Genomic DNA, 14,322 nt, shown 5'->3' with positions numbered 1-14,322 from the left:
TCATCATCCTTTCTTTGCTTTTTGAATCGCCTGTCCTATCCGCTCTGAGGGTGATCGCAGAAAATTCCCATGTCCGACAGCGAGACAGGAAGGCGCCTTATCGGCGAGCAATTGTGCACTTTTGATGGCCTCCTCCTTATTCCATGTGGCGAAAGCGGGAAAAGGAAACGTCCATTTTATCTGGCCTGAAACAGCGATTCCTCCGCGCAACTGAAGCGCATCCCCTGCTATTAAAGTGCCGTTTCTTGTATCAAGAAATGACATGCTGCCTGGTGTATGGCCGGGTGTAGGGATGGCAAGCAGGGAACCAATTGTTTCACCGCCCGTCAGCAGTTGGTGAGGCTTTGTTTGTATGTGTTTCGGAATACCTCCTTTTATAGGCGTCTGCGGTTCATCTTGCCGCAAGGATGTGTCACCTTGAAGCAAGAATGAATCCCGTTCCGAGATCATGACCTTCGCATGCGGAAATGTTTGTGCCAATGTATCCAGTGATCCAACATGGTCCCCATGTGCATGAGTCAGTAAAATATGCTGAAGCGGTTTTCCAATCTGATTCACAGCTTGAATGATTCCTTTATAGCTGCCTGGAAGCGCGGCATCAATAAGGGTGACTTCGTTTTCTTCCTCTACTAAATAGCAATTGACTGGAAACAATGCTGGAAAAAAAGTCAGCTGCCAAACGGTTTGATACTGAGTCATTCTCATCTTTTTATTCCCCCTAACAAAAAACTAATAGCGTTAGTTTTATTATTAACTAATGCCATTAGTTTTTCAAGAGTTTATTATTTTTTTATCGCTACATAAATGTTAACTTGTGCCCGCTGTGGCACTGCAGCACTTCGATCATACACCTCAAAGTCACCTGTAAACGTGCGCAGATGTCGCTTATCCCACGTCCAAATGTCCTTCCACGTTTCAAGCACAATCTCTTCAATAGGACCGATTCTGGAAGTGAAAACGGCATAAGCGGAAGCCGGCAAATCAATGTTTTCATATGGTTCCGGAAGGATGTCGTCGTATTCCTGAAACGTTCCGATTGAAAATGTGTAAAGCCCATACGATCTCCTCCTTTTTTTAAGATTATAGACAAAGAAACCTGACAGCAGTGTGTCAGGTTTCATATATTTTTTGCATGTGATGAATGGTTTCTTTTACTTTATCCCGTATATGAAGAGGCTGCAGAACCTCAATATCCTTTCCGAACTGGAGCAAAAAACCGATCAGCCATTGATCTTCAGGAAGCGAAATCACTGCCCGGCAGATTTCATTTTCATCACAGTGAAGGACATCATATCCGAACCATTCACCTATGCGCTGACGTGCTGCCGGCTGAACAAGAATAACCAATTCAGTTAAACGGTCCTTTTGGTACCATCTCTTATCCCATGGCAAAGTGTCCAGCTGAATGTCTTTTCTAATAAAGGTCTGATGTAAGATGGCCAGATCTTTCATCCGGTTTAGTTTAAAAAAACGAAAATCATTTCTTACCAGGCAGTAGGCATATAAATACCCGTGCCCCGCCTTGCAAACCAATGTATAAGGTTCAGTCTCCCGAAGCAGTGTTTCCCCGCTTGCGCTTGTATATGTAAAAGATATCGTTGACAATCGATCGATGGCAGCGCTGATTTTCTCACGAAGCGCCTTTTGATCCTCAGTCTGGCCCCAAGCCGTCATGTCAATAAACCATTTTTCAGTTTGGTGCTTAAATGCTTCGGCTGACTGCTCAGGTATGAGGTGCTTGATTTTTCGATAAGCTGTGCTGTGAGAAACAGGTTCGTGCATAGATGAAACACTCTGCAAAGCAGAAGCGATCGCAAACAGCTCCTCCTCCTTCAGCCACTCTCTCTCAAGCCGATACGTCTCCATAATGCCAATTCCGCCCCCGGAGCCCTGTGAGGTCACAATTGGAATACCAGCCCTATTGATCGTCTCAATATCACGGTAAATAGTTCTGACTGATACTTCAAACAGCTCAGCAAGTTCAGCAGCCTGCACTTGTTTTTTGCTGATTAATAATACAACCATCGCTAACAAACGTTCCAGTTTCATTCTGTGCACCTTTTCTTCTTGTATTTTCCATCAAAACAATCATAACATTTTGATAAAGCTTGGGCATATCTATTATGCGGCCACATCCACCTCGCATATGTTATGAAAACAGGGGTTCCCCCTTCTTTTTTGTGTTCAGTATTTGATTTCAGCTACTATTTCCAACCGGATAAGCATACACTTCTCAACGGAGGGGATTTCACATCATGCATTTTACACTTCAAAGCGTTTATCCTGCCATGATCATCATCTTTTTTCTGTATAAAAAAATTAAAAGGTCCATCGGATACCAGCCGCTGAAGCCCCGCTGGCTGTTCACCCGCATCATTCTTTTCTCGCTGTTTGCTTTTGTGCTTTCAATCTTCAGCCTCATCCACCCTTTTTTATATGGATATCTCATTATGGGTATTCTTGGCGGATGGCTCCTTGTCTTTTTCGCTAAGAAAAACATCTCCTTTAAAAAACGCAGAGGAAAGATCTATTTTCGGACTCATATTTGGGTAGAGATGATTCTCTTAACTTTATTTCTATCAAGATTTCTGTATCGAGTGACGGAGCTTTATCTTACCTCACCTGATCTAAACAGCCTTGGATCATACAGTCAGTCAATCGGAACGGACCCTCTGACAATTGGCGTCTTTTTTCTGATAGCCGTTTATTATATCGGTTTTTCCTCTTTTGTCATCAAGCTTAGCCGAAACGAACTCGAACAGCACAGACACAATAAAGAAAAAGACATCCTTGCCCGCTAACAGCGAGTTAAGCAAGGATGTCTTTTTCAATCATGCTGTGTATGATGGATCATTTGCTGAAGAACATCTAAAACATGTTCATCCTCCGGAGAGTAATAAATCGATGTTCCTTCTCTGCGCGATTTGACAAGCCGGAGATTTTTTAAAAATCTAAGCTGGTGGGACACTGTGGACTGCAGTAAATTCAGCTTTTCTGCAATTCCGTTTACTGCATGTTCACCCTGTGACAATAAATGAAGAATTCTGATTCGGGTAGGATCAGAAAGCGCTTTGAATGTTTGCGCTACTAGAAACAAAGTCTCCTCGTCCAGATCAGCAGCCGATTGTTCCGTTTCTCTAAATTCAGTCATATGTATCACCTTTCTTTATTCATAATTTTATCTTATAACAAATACGCTTGAGTGCAAAACAGCCTGCTTGTATTCCAATTCAATCTCATAGTTTAAATTTATGTTTCAAATCAGGTTTTTACTTGGTCTGATTTATCGTTCTATGTCATAATAAAAAGGTCATACTGCTCCAAACATTGAGGGTGAAACACAGTGAAGAAAAAGAGAAAAGGCTGTTTCGCTGCTGCGGGTTTTATGATGATTTTTGTCTTTGTCATCGCCTCTTTTTTATTGGTATTGCTTTTTTTTAACCGGGATTTAATCAAAAAACTTCCGATCGATACAAAAACGATTGTTTTGGAACGTTTAACCGATTACAAACCCTTGGTGGAAGAAGAGCTTGAAAGCCAAGGACTCTCTCATTATACATCACTCATATTAGGCATGATGTATCAGGAGTCAAAAGGAAAAGGCAATGATCCCATGCAGTCCTCTGAATCTCTGGGGTTAAAACGCAATGAGATAACAGACCCTCAACTCAGTGTTAAACAAGGCATCAAGCAATTTACCCTCATGTACAAGACCGGTAAGGAAAAAGGTGTGGATTTGGATACCATTATTCAAAGCTACAACATGGGGGCAGGTTACATTGATTTTGTAGCTGAACATGGAGGAACGCATACTGAGGAATTGGCAAAACAATACTCCGAGCAGCAAGTCAAAAAAAATCCTGATCTGTATACTTGCGGGGGAAACATGAACAATTTCCGCTATCCGTATTGCTACGGTGATTATACGTATGCAGAAAAAGTAAAAGAAAAAACAAAAACTGTTGAAGAATCTATGCAGGTTGCAACACTTGAAACCATGGAATCCAAGGCTCATGAATAAGAGTCTATCAATTTGCTGACAAAAGCCCAAACATGAATTTGGGCTTTTGTCATGTTTACATGTAAAAAAGCCATACTCAGTATGGCTTTTAATAATATGGTGAAATCATCAAATATACAATAACGCCTGTAAGGCTTACATACAGCCATAAAGGCATTGTCCATCTGGCGATTTTTTTATGGCGCTCTACCTGCATGCTGAAGCCTCTGATCAGCGTAAACAGCGCAAGCGGCACAATGATTGCAGAAAGGCAGATATGTGTAATTAAAATAAAGAAGTAAATCGGACGCATAATACCTTCTCCGCCATAAAGCGTATTTTCCGCAATCGAGTGGTAAGTCACATAGCAAATCAAAAATAGTAATGTTGTTGTGAATGCGGCTAAGATAAAGCGTTTGTGAGCTTTAATATTTTTCTGTTTAATCATAATCAGCGCGGCCAATAAGAAGATAAACGTAAAGCTGTTGAATATCGCATTCAGCATGGGCAAAATGTGAATATTCGCATGGCTGAACTGATCTAATTTAGGCATAAAAAACAGCACTGCGATTAAACCGTTAATCAGAACTGTCAGCGTGAGGACAATCCCCGTGTAATTTTTCGGTTTATTTTCTGTTTGATTCATTTGGTGACCTCTCCTAATTTGTACTGGCTATCCAAATCGTATGCAAATTCAAAGAAGATGTCAACGTTTTCGACTGCTTCGTCAGAAATTAGACACACTTCAAAGGCCGGCGGCTATTAGCCCCGGCCCTGTTAGGTTTACGCTTCTTTTATCAGATGTTCAATGACCTTATGTTCATTTTCATTCAGCAGGTTCTTTTGAATTTTCGAATGAATGGGTTTATTCATATGCTGATCCAAGATATCAGCCGTTTCTTTATCCCCGGCGATGACCATTCGTTCCCATCTTTTCGCAGCAGCTTTTTGATCTAGGCTGGCAGCCAGCCGCTTATATAGTCTCGATTGGTTCTCTGTTACATGTTCCCTCATCCGGTTCTCTTCAAATGCTTCCGTTTTGTTTACAGCGGAACGGCAATTCTTCCAAGACTCATTGATCATATCATACTCATAACGCTCCACCGTCTCAATTTCCCCTAAAACGGTTTCAATAATTTTCACTTCATGCTGCTGAGTTAAAATAAACGCCGTACTTGGGTATGTTTGGCGCAAATCCCTTAGCTGATCCAGGACAGCTGTTTCTTCCCAGTAAAATCCAGTATCTACAGGGACTTGAAGCTTAATCGCTTCCCATATGCCACTGTCGGAAACAAAAAACACGAGACTGCGGGGCATGTCTTTTCCCATTGCATTCAAGTATTGATTCATTTTAGCTCTGATTCCATCCAGACACTTCTCCTCCTCTGGATTACTAGCAGCCAAATACTCTTTTAATCGGCTGAATCCTGACTTTAGGGCAATCTTCCATTCCCCCCTCTGCTGATCTGGATCTCTCGTATCTGTATTGAGATACAGGGAGAGAATTTTATCCGGCGGTACCAATTGGACATATTGTAATTTGTTAATCAATGAATCAATCGCCATTCCGCTTCCTCCTTTTTCACAGGTTAGTTTTCTTTTTCCTCTCTTAAAAATGATCAAACCTGACTTAGCGCTAATTTCTAGTAATAATGGAATTGTTGTTTACAATACGCCTCTCTTCTAATACAATTGGTAACTGTGTTTCTAAGCAGTTTTTTGAAAGGAGTTTGATCTTGTTTACTATTAAAGAAAAAAATCGTCAAGAGCTTGAGGAAGAGCTAAATGAATTAGAATTTCAAATTTACCGAATGCAGGAGAATATGAAGGATTTATCTAAGGATGCCAAAGTGCTTGGTATTGATCAATCGAAACATCAAGAGTGGATGATTGTTTCCTCGATTGATGATGGCCAAACATGCAAAATTATGCTTACTGATTGTAAAACGGCTTACAGAGGAAAAGGCAGTTTTTCACTTGTAGCGTCTTACAAGGATGATGCCATTCATATCGGGGATATCAAAGGCCCTCCGAATCACGGGTTTGGTTCCATTTGCATGAAATATTTAAAAGATATCGCCAGAGACCACAATATTCCGAAAGTCACAGGCGACATTGCCAAGCGTGATTGGAATCATGTAGACCGGCTGATTCATTTTTATGAAAAACATCAATTCAAAGTATGCGTCGATCCTGATACACAATCCGGCAGCATTAAGTGGGTTGATTTGTAAAAAAATCTGGAATAATGAGCCTAGATGTGCTGTAATGGTGTAAAACCATTGATGGAGGGTTCTATGTACGCCTCAAAACTGAAAAAGGGAGACGAGATCCGGATTGTGTCTCCCGCAACCAGCATGTCTATATTATCAAACGAAGCAAAAGTTCAAGCAAAAACAACATTAGAACACTTAGGTTATCGGGTCACCATTGCTGAACATGCAAATGAATGTAACGAATTTGATTCATCCTCTATCGAATCAAGAGTCCATGATCTGCACACGGCCTTTTTTGATCCAGGCGTCAAAGCGATTTTAACGACACTCGGAGGCTTCAATTCAAATCAGCTGCTGCGCTATCTTGATTACGAAAAAATCAAACAGCATCCAAAAATTCTGTGCGGCTATTCTGATATAACGGCCCTCAGCAATGCCATTTATCAAAAAACGGGTCTTGTTACGTATTCAGGCCCCCACTTTTCAACATTTGCAATGAAAAAAGGGCTCGATTATACACAAGATTATTTTCTTTCTTGCTGCGCTTCGGACGACCCGTTTGAGATTCATCCTTCGAGCGAATGGAGCGATGACCGCTGGTATTTGGATCAAGAAAGCAGGCACTTTTATCCTAATAACGGACCTGTTGTGATTCAAGAGGGTTATGCGGAAGGCACTTTGATTGGCGGAAACCTATGCACGCTTAATTTGCTGCAGGGAACGGAGTATTTTCCAGAAACAGAACATACCATTTTATTGATTGAAGATGATTATATGTCAGACATCCACATGTTTGACCGCGACCTGCAATCACTCATCCACCTCCCCGCTTTTTCACATGTAAAGGGTATTTTGATCGGCAGATTTCAGAAAGCATCAAACGTATCAATGGATCTCGTAAAAGCCATGATCGAAACAAAAAAAGAATTATCCGGCATCCCGGTCATCGCAAACATAAATGCTGGACATACCTCGCCAATTGCCACATTCCCTATAGGGGGAACATGCAGAATTGAAGCTGTTTCGGGAACATCGCGAATATGGATCGATAAACATTAATCAGCTTGTAAATTTTTTTACAAGCTTTTTTAGCGCAATCGGTTATGCAAGGCGCACCAGACATGACAAATGTCATATAGGAGGCATGATGTGTGCTACTACAAAATACTTCTCTCATTAGCGTATACTGAACCGAGACACACAATGAGAGGATACTTACTATGACTGAACAAACCGTTGCACATAAACAAAAACAGCTGACAAAGCAAGTCGCTGCATTTGCTCAGCCTGAAACGAAAAACAGCCTGATTCAGCTTTTGAACACGTTTATTCCATTCTTCGGCCTGTGGTTTCTTGCTTATCTCAGCCTCAATGTCTCCTATCTTCTTACGTTAGCATTAACAGTGATTGCCGCGGGTTTTCTGACAAGAATTTTTATCATCTTCCATGACTGCTGCCATCAATCTTTTTTCAAACAAAAACGCTATAACCATATTCTTGGTTTTCTGACAGGTGTCCTGACTTTATTCCCGTATCTTCAATGGCAGCACAGCCATTCGATTCACCATGCGACAAGCAGCAATCTGGATAAACGCGGAACAGGTGATATCTGGATGTTAACAGTGAACGAATATAAGGCTGCATCCAGACGAACAAAGCTTGCCTACAGACTTTATAGAAACCCGTTTATCATGTTTATTCTCGGACCGATTTATGTTTTTCTGATCACGAACCGTTTTAACAAAAAAGGCGCAAGACGCAAGGAGCGTGTAAACACATACCTTACGAATCTGGCAATTGCCGCGTTGGCTGCCGCTTGCTGTCTGATCTTTGGCTGGCAATCGTTTTTGCTCGTGCAAGGCCCGATATTTCTGATTTCAGGTTCAATCGGTGTTTGGCTGTTTTACGTGCAGCATACCTTTGAAGATTCTTATTTTGAAGCGGATGAAAACTGGAGCTACGTTCAGGCCGCTGTTGAAGGCAGTTCATTTTATAAGCTTCCGAAGCTGCTTCAATGGCTGACAGGCAATATCGGTTACCACCACGTGCATCATTTGAGTCCAAAGGTGCCTAACTATAAGCTTGAAGTGGCTCATGAACATCACGAACCATTAAAAAACGTACCGACAATTACCTTAAAAACAAGTCTGCAATCACTTGCATTCCGCCTTTGGGATGAAGATAAAAAACAATTTGTGTCCTTTCGGGACATCAAACATAAACCTTCAAGCTCTTCGCCTGGTTCACCAGATAAAGAGCAGTTGCAAAAGAACGCCTGATGATGAAGGAGGTCTTCTAATATACTAGAGGACTTCCTTTTTATTATTGGAGGGTGCATTCCGGCTTTCACAATGATAAAGTTACAAGTAAGATGAAAAGCTGAAAATGAGGTAAGATCATGATTAAAAAGCATTTTACATTTCAAAAACTAAGCGGAATTACTCCCTATATATGGACAATATTTTTCATTCTCCCCTTCTACTTTATATGGAAATCATCATCTACATTTGTTATTATCGTCGGCATCATTTTGACGCTTTTATTTTTTTCCGTATATAGATTTGCTTTCGTCTCAAAAGGCTGGACCATTTATTTGTGGGGATTTTTATTAATCGGCATTTCGACGTCCTCCATTACTCTGTTCAGTTATATTTATTTTGCTTTTTTTATCGCGTATTTTATTGGAAACATTAAGGAACGCGTCCCTTTTCACATTTTATATTATGTCCATTTAATAAGCGCGGCTGTCCAGCTAATTTCAGTCTCGTATTAAAAAAGGAATTCTTTTTGACTCAAATTCCTTTTGTCGTCATTACCCTCATCAGCGCGATTTTATTGCCCTTCAGTATAAGAAGCCGCAAGGAACGCGAACGGCTGGAAGAAAAGCTTGAGGATGCAAATGAACGGATTGCAGAACTGGTGAAATTAGAAGAACGGCAGCGAATTGCCCGCGATCTCCATGATACGCTTGGACAAAAGCTTTCTCTTATCGGATTAAAAAGCGACTTAGCGAGAAAATTGATATACAAAGATCCCGAACTAGCAGCTCGTGAACTGAAAAGTGTTCAGCAAACAGCGAGAACTTCTTTAAATGAAGTAAGAAAAATCGTATCCTCCATGAAAGGCATCCGGCTCAAGGATGAACTGATCAACATCAAACAGATTCTCGAAGCCGCAGACATTACGTTTATCTATGAAGAAGAGAAGTGGCCCGAAAATATCTCATTGCTAAATGAAAACATTTTGAGCATGTGCTTAAAAGAAGCTGTCACAAATGTCGTCAAACACAGTCAGGCTAAAACTTGCCGAGTAGACATTCAGCAGCTCTGGAAGGAAGTTGTCATTACAGTGTCTGACGATGGAACATTTAAAGGAGAAGAAAATTCCTTTTCTAAAGGACATGGCTTACTCGGGATGAGAGAACGGCTTGAGTTTGCAAACGGAAGCCTTCACATCGATACCGAAAACGGCACCAAGCTTACCATGGCAATTCCTAATAATTCAAAATAAACATAAAGGATGGCTTACATGATTAGTATATTTATTGCAGAAGATCAGCAAATGCTGCTGGGCGCTTTAGGATCACTTCTAAACCTAGAAGACGATATGGAAGTCGTAGGAAAAGGGACAACCGGCCAAGATGCTGTTGATTTTGTCAAAAAACGCCAGCCTGATGTATGTATTATGGACATTGAAATGCCTGGAAAAACAGGCCTTGAAGCTGCCGAGGAGCTAAAGAATACAGGCTGCAAAATTATAATCCTAACCACCTTTGCCAGACCCGGCTACTTTCAGAGGGCTATTAAAGCAGGCGTAAAAGGCTATTTATTAAAAGACAGTCCGAGCGAAGAGCTCGCCTGCGCCATCCGTAGCGTTATGAACGGAAAGCGCATCTATGCACCTGAGCTGATGGAGGACTTATACAGCGAGGCTAACCCTCTTACAGATAGAGAAAAAGAAGTGCTTGAACTTGTGGCTAACGGTAAAAATACCAAAGAAATCGCTCAGGAACTCAGCATCAAAAGCGGAACGGTGCGAAATTATATCTCAATGATTCTAGAAAAACTTGAAGTGAAAAATCGAATTGAAGCCATTACCCGTTCAAAAGAAAAAGGCTGGTTTAAATAAAAAAAGATCTTGGCATCTGCCAAGATCTTTTTTGTTAACCTGAATACATCGCCGGAACCGGAATAAGACGGATCGATATCCTTCACTCTTAAAGCCAGCTGAACGATGATATGCTTAACAGCCTCAGATTGACTAGTTGTCCTATTAAAATCGCCGCCACTGCACATCTGCTGAATTGCTGATATCGATTGAATTGCGTATTTAATGGAAAGTCATCTGCTGTCCAACTCCGCTCACAAGCTGCATTGCCCAACTGCAAGAGTGCCTAATATGACAATAAAAAACCGCCTAAAATGAATCCGATTCCGTATAGGGCAACTGCTACATCCAACTGCCTTTTATCCGCAAAAAAAGATACACAGCAGCTCATTTCGCCGATCAAGGATATTAACAACCAGCTATAAATGCCATGGTGCAAAATGTCTCTGTAATGTGAAATCATTCATTGAACCCGAGAGCCCCTGAATCGCACATAAAAAGAAAAACGGGACCACTTTTCTTTATCAGCATATGATAAAGAAAAAAAGACACAAGCCAAAAGCTCATGTCTTTTATCACAATCTATATCATTAGTTTAAGACTTTCACACTTACAGTTTTGACGCCCCAATTTGATGCATCGCTTTTATTTGGTACAAATACGTCAATTTTATTTCCTTTAATAGCGCCGCCAGTGTCTGCTGCTGTTGCTTCCCCGTAGCCTTCAACATAGACTTTAGAACCTAGCGGAATCACATTAGGATCAACCGCGATAACTTTCGCGTTCGGGTTCTTATTTAAGTCAATGCCTGTTGCCGTAACGCCGGAGATGCCGCCGTCGTTAGCAGTGTAAGCAGTAGCAGTAACTGTTAGTTCTTTTGAAGCTTCTTGATTATTTGTATTTGATTGAACAGCCTTCTCTTCTGTATTAACAGAAGTTTCTGCCTCAGCTTTTGTTTCTTGTTTAGGTTGCTGTTGAACAGCTTCTTGTTTAGGTTGCTCTTTTTGCACAGCCTCTTGTTTTGGTGCAGCTTGAGGTGCGCTTGTTTGCGCATTCTCAACAACTGTGTTTGCTGCTGTTGCCTGACCTTTTACTGAAAGAGTTGATCCAGCATAGATCATGTCAGAGCTTAAGTTATTCCAAGCTTTCAGGTTGTTGACTGTCGTGCCGAATTTTTGAGCAATCTTAGAAAGCGTATCTCCCGCTTTAATTGTATATTGCCCATTAGTGGTTGTTTCTTCTGAAGAAATGGTCAGTTTTTCTCCTGCAATGATTTTATCAGAAGTTAACTTGTTCCATTCTTTTAAGTCCTTTAGGTTCACTCCGTTTTTCTGAGAGATTCCCCAGAGCGTATCACCCTTTTGCACCGTAATTTCTTTTGCAGAAGCGTGAGCTCCGAATGCAGTTGTTGAAAGTGCAGCAACTGCCACAAAGGACATAATCGTCTTCTTCATAAGTAAATCCTCCCTTGTTAGCTTTTTATTGGCGGCTAACAGGTGATATCGTAACACACGTAAATGTCAAATCAATAACAAAAAGATATGATTTAGATTACAGTTCCTTTACATGAAGGATTTCTCTCTGATGGAAAGACTTGCTGAACCCTTGATATAATAGGCTTCGCAAGTCTTTTTATTTTAAGGCAAAACAGAGAAAATAAAATGTGTTTTTTATAGAAAAAAAGATTGATTTTCTGTTTTTTAGTCTGTCATCCTTGCATAAGCTTGTATTTCTTGTAAAAAAAGCCGGCCGTATTTTGCTCTTTTTTGTTCTCCGACTCCTTTTATAGACAAAAGTTCCTCATCATTTACGGGCTGTTTTCCTGACATTTCTTTTAACGTTTGGTCAGAGAAGACAACAAATGGCGGAACACCCTGCTCAGCCGCGATTTCTTTCCGAACCATGCGCAATCGTTCAAACAGCTCGTCATTTTCAGTTATCGCTGCCGCTTTTAACGCTTCTTTTCTCGTTACTGATAATTCTCCTCTCAGCACATTCCTACCTTTACTGCTGACAAAAAGAGTCGGAAATGTTCCGTCTGACATCCTGATAAAGTCGTCAGAAATAAGAAACTCAATAAAATCACTGATTTCGCCAACTGATTGGTGTTTTAATATTCCGTATGTTGAAAGGTCCGAAAAACCGTTTTCAAGAACTTTTTTATTTTTGGAGCCGGCAAGCACCTGGGCAACTATCGTCTTGCCAAATCGTTCTTTCATGCGAATGATACAAGATAAGACCATTTGCGCCTCCCGCGTCACGTCATGGGCCGCCCTTGTATCAGTGCAGTTTCCGCATTGTCCGCACGCATCAGGCTCCTTTTCTCCGAAATACATAAGGATAAAACGCTGCAGACAATCTTCCGTATGACAATAGTCGACCATTTGTCTCAGCTTTTTTAAATCCTGCTTTTGTTTCTCTTCATGTTCTGATTGCTCAATTAAGAAGCGCTGCACCATAATATCCTGCGGTGAAAACAGGAGAACACATTCACTGGCAAGGCCGTCCCGCCCAGCTCGTCCAGCCTCTTGATAATAGCTTTCCATATCTTTTGGAATTTGTGCATGCAGAACAAATCTGATATTTGATTTATCAATCCCCATTCCAAAAGCAGAGGTTGCCACCATCACTTGAAGCTCATCATTAAGAAACCTTTCCTGCTGCTCTTTTCTCACATCATCAGCCAAACCTCCGTGATACCGCCCTGCCCTGATCTGATTTCGTTTCAATCTCTCATATATCCGATCAGCTTCTTTTCTGGTCGCGGTATAGACAATTCCTGCTTCATGTCTGTTGTTTTGCACATATTCATCTATAAAACGATCTTTATTTTCTCCTTTTACTACTTTAAAGGTTAAATTTTCTCGTGAAAATCCGGTATATACCGTGTTTTCTTTTTGAATGTGCAGCTGTTTGCAAATATCATCATGAACCTCGGGTGTGGCTGTTGCTGTTAACGCCATGATGACAGGCTTGTCGTGTAATTCACGGAACAAAATTTCAATATTTCTGTAGCTTGGCCTGAAATCGTGCCCCCATTGAGAAATACAGTGCGCCTCGTCTATTGCGACCAAAGGAACATCTATGCCCTCCAAAATCCGGATAAACTCCGTGGACGTTAGTCGCTCTGGTGTAATGTAAAAAAGCTTATAAGCCCCTTCTTTGAGTCCGTTCAGCCTCTCGTATATTTCCTGATTGGATTGTGTGCTATTAATGTAGGCGGCGTTAATCCCCGCTTCTTCTAATGCATCAACTTGATCCTTCATCAAGGAAATCAACGGTGAAATGACGATCGTCGTCCCTTCAAACATTAATGCTGGAATTTGATAGCAAATCGATTTGCCGCCTCCCGTTGGCATAATACAGGCCGTATTTTGCCTCGCTTCCGTTACCAAGCGGATCGCTTCATCCTGGCCGCTGCGAAGCTTTTCATAACCAAAATAATGAGCCAGAAGGGATTGGGCTCTATGTAACATAATGTGTAAACCTCGCTTTTCCTTGAATTTCTCCCATCATATCATAAAAAAGAGGCCTTCATTTCTCTCACACAAAAATTGAATTTTTCACTATACCAACCTTTTCAGATAAAATAAAAAGCCATTTCCGAAAAGGAAATGGCTTTCGCTACATCTTGCCGTATGCAAGTAAGAAAGTTTTAAACCACCACTCCTCAAAGTGGGTGTTTGCAGAAACGTTCCTGTCGTCCTCAGCAATGGAGGCATGACATTCCGGCTTCGATATAAAACTCCCTATTACAGCTTAAAGGTTAAAACTTAATTAACAATACGCACAAAGTAGCTTCTTTTATATAGTACACCATCGGGCGGTTTTAATCAAGAGGCCAGAACAATTGTTTAGAAAAACTTTTTCCAGCCAATAAAAATGTTTTTTCGCTATTATATCCAAAGATTCGACAAATCAAAAAATATATTACAATAAAAAAACAGCCTTTTTTCGCTAAGAGGATTCATCACTTTCTTCTATATAAATATGTATACA

Annotated in this window: 13 protein-coding genes, 1 other RNA gene and 2 pseudogenes; 7 read left to right on the top strand and 9 right to left on the bottom strand. The window is 40.9% G+C overall.

Annotation, left to right across the window (positions count from 1 at the left end; all coding sequences use genetic code 11):
* Window positions 1–3: 3 nt before the first annotated feature.
* The 3 genes and pseudogenes from QA442_RS12255 to QA442_RS12245 form a co-directional block, all read right to left on the bottom strand.
* Window positions 4–705 (bottom strand): MBL fold metallo-hydrolase, encoded by a 702-nt coding sequence (locus tag QA442_RS12255; protein WP_069839304.1) that lies wholly within the window; start codon window positions 703–705, stop codon window positions 4–6.
* Window positions 706–782: 77 nt separating this feature from the next.
* Window positions 783–1,055 (bottom strand): annotated as a pseudogene (locus QA442_RS12250) (GyrI-like domain-containing protein); the annotation flags it as partial.
* Between the two features lie 55 nt (window positions 1,056–1,110).
* Complete coding sequence (locus QA442_RS12245) at window positions 1,111–2,049, bottom strand: helix-turn-helix transcriptional regulator (protein ID WP_095431590.1); 939 nt, start codon at window positions 2,047–2,049, stop codon at window positions 1,111–1,113.
* A gap of 206 nt (window positions 2,050–2,255) precedes the next feature.
* Here QA442_RS12245 and csk22 point away from each other — a divergent pair, with 206 nt between their 5' ends.
* A complete protein-coding gene (gene csk22, locus QA442_RS12240) occupies window positions 2,256–2,801 on the top strand; it encodes a mother cell-specific sporulation protein Csk22 (RefSeq protein WP_014664250.1) in 546 nt (181 codons plus the stop codon).
* Between the two features lie 26 nt (window positions 2,802–2,827).
* Here csk22 and czrA read toward each other — a convergent pair whose 3' ends face one another.
* Window positions 2,828–3,151: a Zn(II)-responsive metalloregulatory transcriptional repressor CzrA gene (czrA, locus tag QA442_RS12235; protein WP_003231284.1), complete on the bottom strand. Its 324-nt coding sequence runs from the start codon at window positions 3,149–3,151 to the stop codon at window positions 2,828–2,830.
* Window positions 3,152–3,343: 192 nt separating this feature from the next.
* Between czrA and QA442_RS12230 the strand changes: the two genes are divergently transcribed.
* Complete coding sequence (locus QA442_RS12230) at window positions 3,344–4,021, top strand: lysozyme family protein (RefSeq protein WP_014664251.1); 678 nt, start codon at window positions 3,344–3,346, stop codon at window positions 4,019–4,021.
* A gap of 88 nt (window positions 4,022–4,109) precedes the next feature.
* Here the strand turns inward: QA442_RS12230 and QA442_RS12225 are convergent, their stop codons facing one another.
* Window positions 4,110–4,646: a DUF420 domain-containing protein gene (locus QA442_RS12225; RefSeq protein ID WP_003231280.1), complete on the bottom strand. Its 537-nt coding sequence runs from the start codon at window positions 4,644–4,646 to the stop codon at window positions 4,110–4,112.
* Between the two features lie 137 nt (window positions 4,647–4,783).
* Window positions 4,784–5,566 carry a VLRF1 family aeRF1-type release factor gene (locus QA442_RS12220; protein ID WP_095431589.1) on the bottom strand — a complete coding sequence of 261 codons (783 nt, stop codon included), beginning with the start codon at window positions 5,564–5,566 and terminating at the stop codon, window positions 4,784–4,786.
* Between the two features lie 170 nt (window positions 5,567–5,736).
* On the opposite strand from QA442_RS12220, the gene QA442_RS12215 reads away from it, so the two are divergent.
* From QA442_RS12215 to desR, 5 genes and pseudogenes are all read left to right on the top strand, one after another.
* Window positions 5,737–6,234, top strand: coding sequence for an N-acetyltransferase (locus tag QA442_RS12215; protein ID WP_040082905.1), 498 nt, complete (start codon window positions 5,737–5,739; stop codon window positions 6,232–6,234).
* Window positions 6,235–6,297: 63 nt separating this feature from the next.
* Window positions 6,298–7,275: a S66 family peptidase gene (locus tag QA442_RS12210; RefSeq protein ID WP_095431588.1), complete on the top strand. Its 978-nt coding sequence runs from the start codon at window positions 6,298–6,300 to the stop codon at window positions 7,273–7,275.
* Window positions 7,276–7,436: 161 nt separating this feature from the next.
* A complete protein-coding gene (desA, locus tag QA442_RS12205; protein ID WP_095431587.1) occupies window positions 7,437–8,495 on the top strand; it encodes a Delta(5) desaturase DesA in 1,059 nt (352 codons plus the stop codon).
* Between the two features lie 119 nt (window positions 8,496–8,614).
* Window positions 8,615–9,726, top strand: a pseudogene (desK, locus tag QA442_RS12200) (two-component sensor histidine kinase DesK).
* An 18-nt stretch (window positions 9,727–9,744) separates the two neighbouring features.
* On the top strand, window positions 9,745–10,344 hold the full coding sequence (desR, locus tag QA442_RS12195) for a two-component system response regulator DesR (RefSeq protein ID WP_014664257.1): 600 nt from the start codon (window positions 9,745–9,747) through the stop codon (window positions 10,342–10,344).
* A gap of 569 nt (window positions 10,345–10,913) precedes the next feature.
* On the opposite strand, the gene QA442_RS12190 is transcribed toward desR, so the two are convergent.
* The 3 genes from QA442_RS12190 to ssrS all read right to left on the bottom strand — a co-directional run bounded on the left by QA442_RS12190 (window position 10,914) and on the right by ssrS (window position 14,127).
* Window positions 10,914–11,777, bottom strand: coding sequence for a LysM peptidoglycan-binding and 3D domain-containing protein (locus QA442_RS12190; RefSeq protein ID WP_095431585.1), 864 nt, complete (start codon window positions 11,775–11,777; stop codon window positions 10,914–10,916).
* 246 nt (window positions 11,778–12,023) lie between these two features.
* Complete coding sequence (recQ, locus tag QA442_RS12185) at window positions 12,024–13,799, bottom strand: DNA helicase RecQ (protein ID WP_095431584.1); 1,776 nt, start codon at window positions 13,797–13,799, stop codon at window positions 12,024–12,026.
* 141 nt (window positions 13,800–13,940) lie between these two features.
* Window positions 13,941–14,127, bottom strand: a non-coding RNA gene (gene ssrS / locus QA442_RS12180) — 6S RNA.
* Between the last annotated feature and the right edge of the window lie 195 nt (window positions 14,128–14,322).

Source organism: Bacillus stercoris (genome assembly GCF_029772985.1).
Lineage (GTDB): Bacteria > Bacillota > Bacilli > Bacillales > Bacillaceae > Bacillus > Bacillus stercoris.
The sequence above is the reverse complement of the archived record's forward strand: the minus strand, read 5'-3'. Positions and strand labels throughout refer to the sequence as shown.

What these genes read in the sequence shown, in the direction of transcription:
- desA (WP_095431587.1), top strand. Translation starts at nt 7,437, where the DNA reads ATGACTGAACAAACCGTTGCACATAAACAAAAACAGCTGACAAAGCAA.
- desR (WP_014664257.1), top strand. Translation starts at nt 9,745, where the DNA reads ATGATTAGTATATTTATTGCAGAAGATCAGCAAATGCTGCTGGGCGCT.
- QA442_RS12220 (WP_095431589.1), bottom strand. Translation starts at nt 5,566, where the DNA reads ATGGCGATTGATTCATTGATTAACAAATTACAATATGTCCAATTGGTA.
- QA442_RS12225 (WP_003231280.1), bottom strand. Translation starts at nt 4,646, where the DNA reads ATGAATCAAACAGAAAATAAACCGAAAAATTACACGGGGATTGTCCTC.
- QA442_RS12190 (WP_095431585.1), bottom strand. Translation starts at nt 11,777, where the DNA reads ATGAAGAAGACGATTATGTCCTTTGTGGCAGTTGCTGCACTTTCAACA.
- QA442_RS12210 (WP_095431588.1), top strand. Translation starts at nt 6,298, where the DNA reads ATGTACGCCTCAAAACTGAAAAAGGGAGACGAGATCCGGATTGTGTCT.
- csk22 (WP_014664250.1), top strand. Translation starts at nt 2,256, where the DNA reads ATGCATTTTACACTTCAAAGCGTTTATCCTGCCATGATCATCATCTTT.
- QA442_RS12245 (WP_095431590.1), bottom strand. Translation starts at nt 2,049, where the DNA reads ATGAAACTGGAACGTTTGTTAGCGATGGTTGTATTATTAATCAGCAAA.
- QA442_RS12255 (WP_069839304.1), bottom strand. Translation starts at nt 705, where the DNA reads ATGAGAATGACTCAGTATCAAACCGTTTGGCAGCTGACTTTTTTTCCA.
- recQ (WP_095431584.1), bottom strand. Translation starts at nt 13,799, where the DNA reads ATGTTACATAGAGCCCAATCCCTTCTGGCTCATTATTTTGGTTATGAA.
- czrA (WP_003231284.1), bottom strand. Translation starts at nt 3,151, where the DNA reads ATGACTGAATTTAGAGAAACGGAACAATCGGCTGCTGATCTGGACGAG.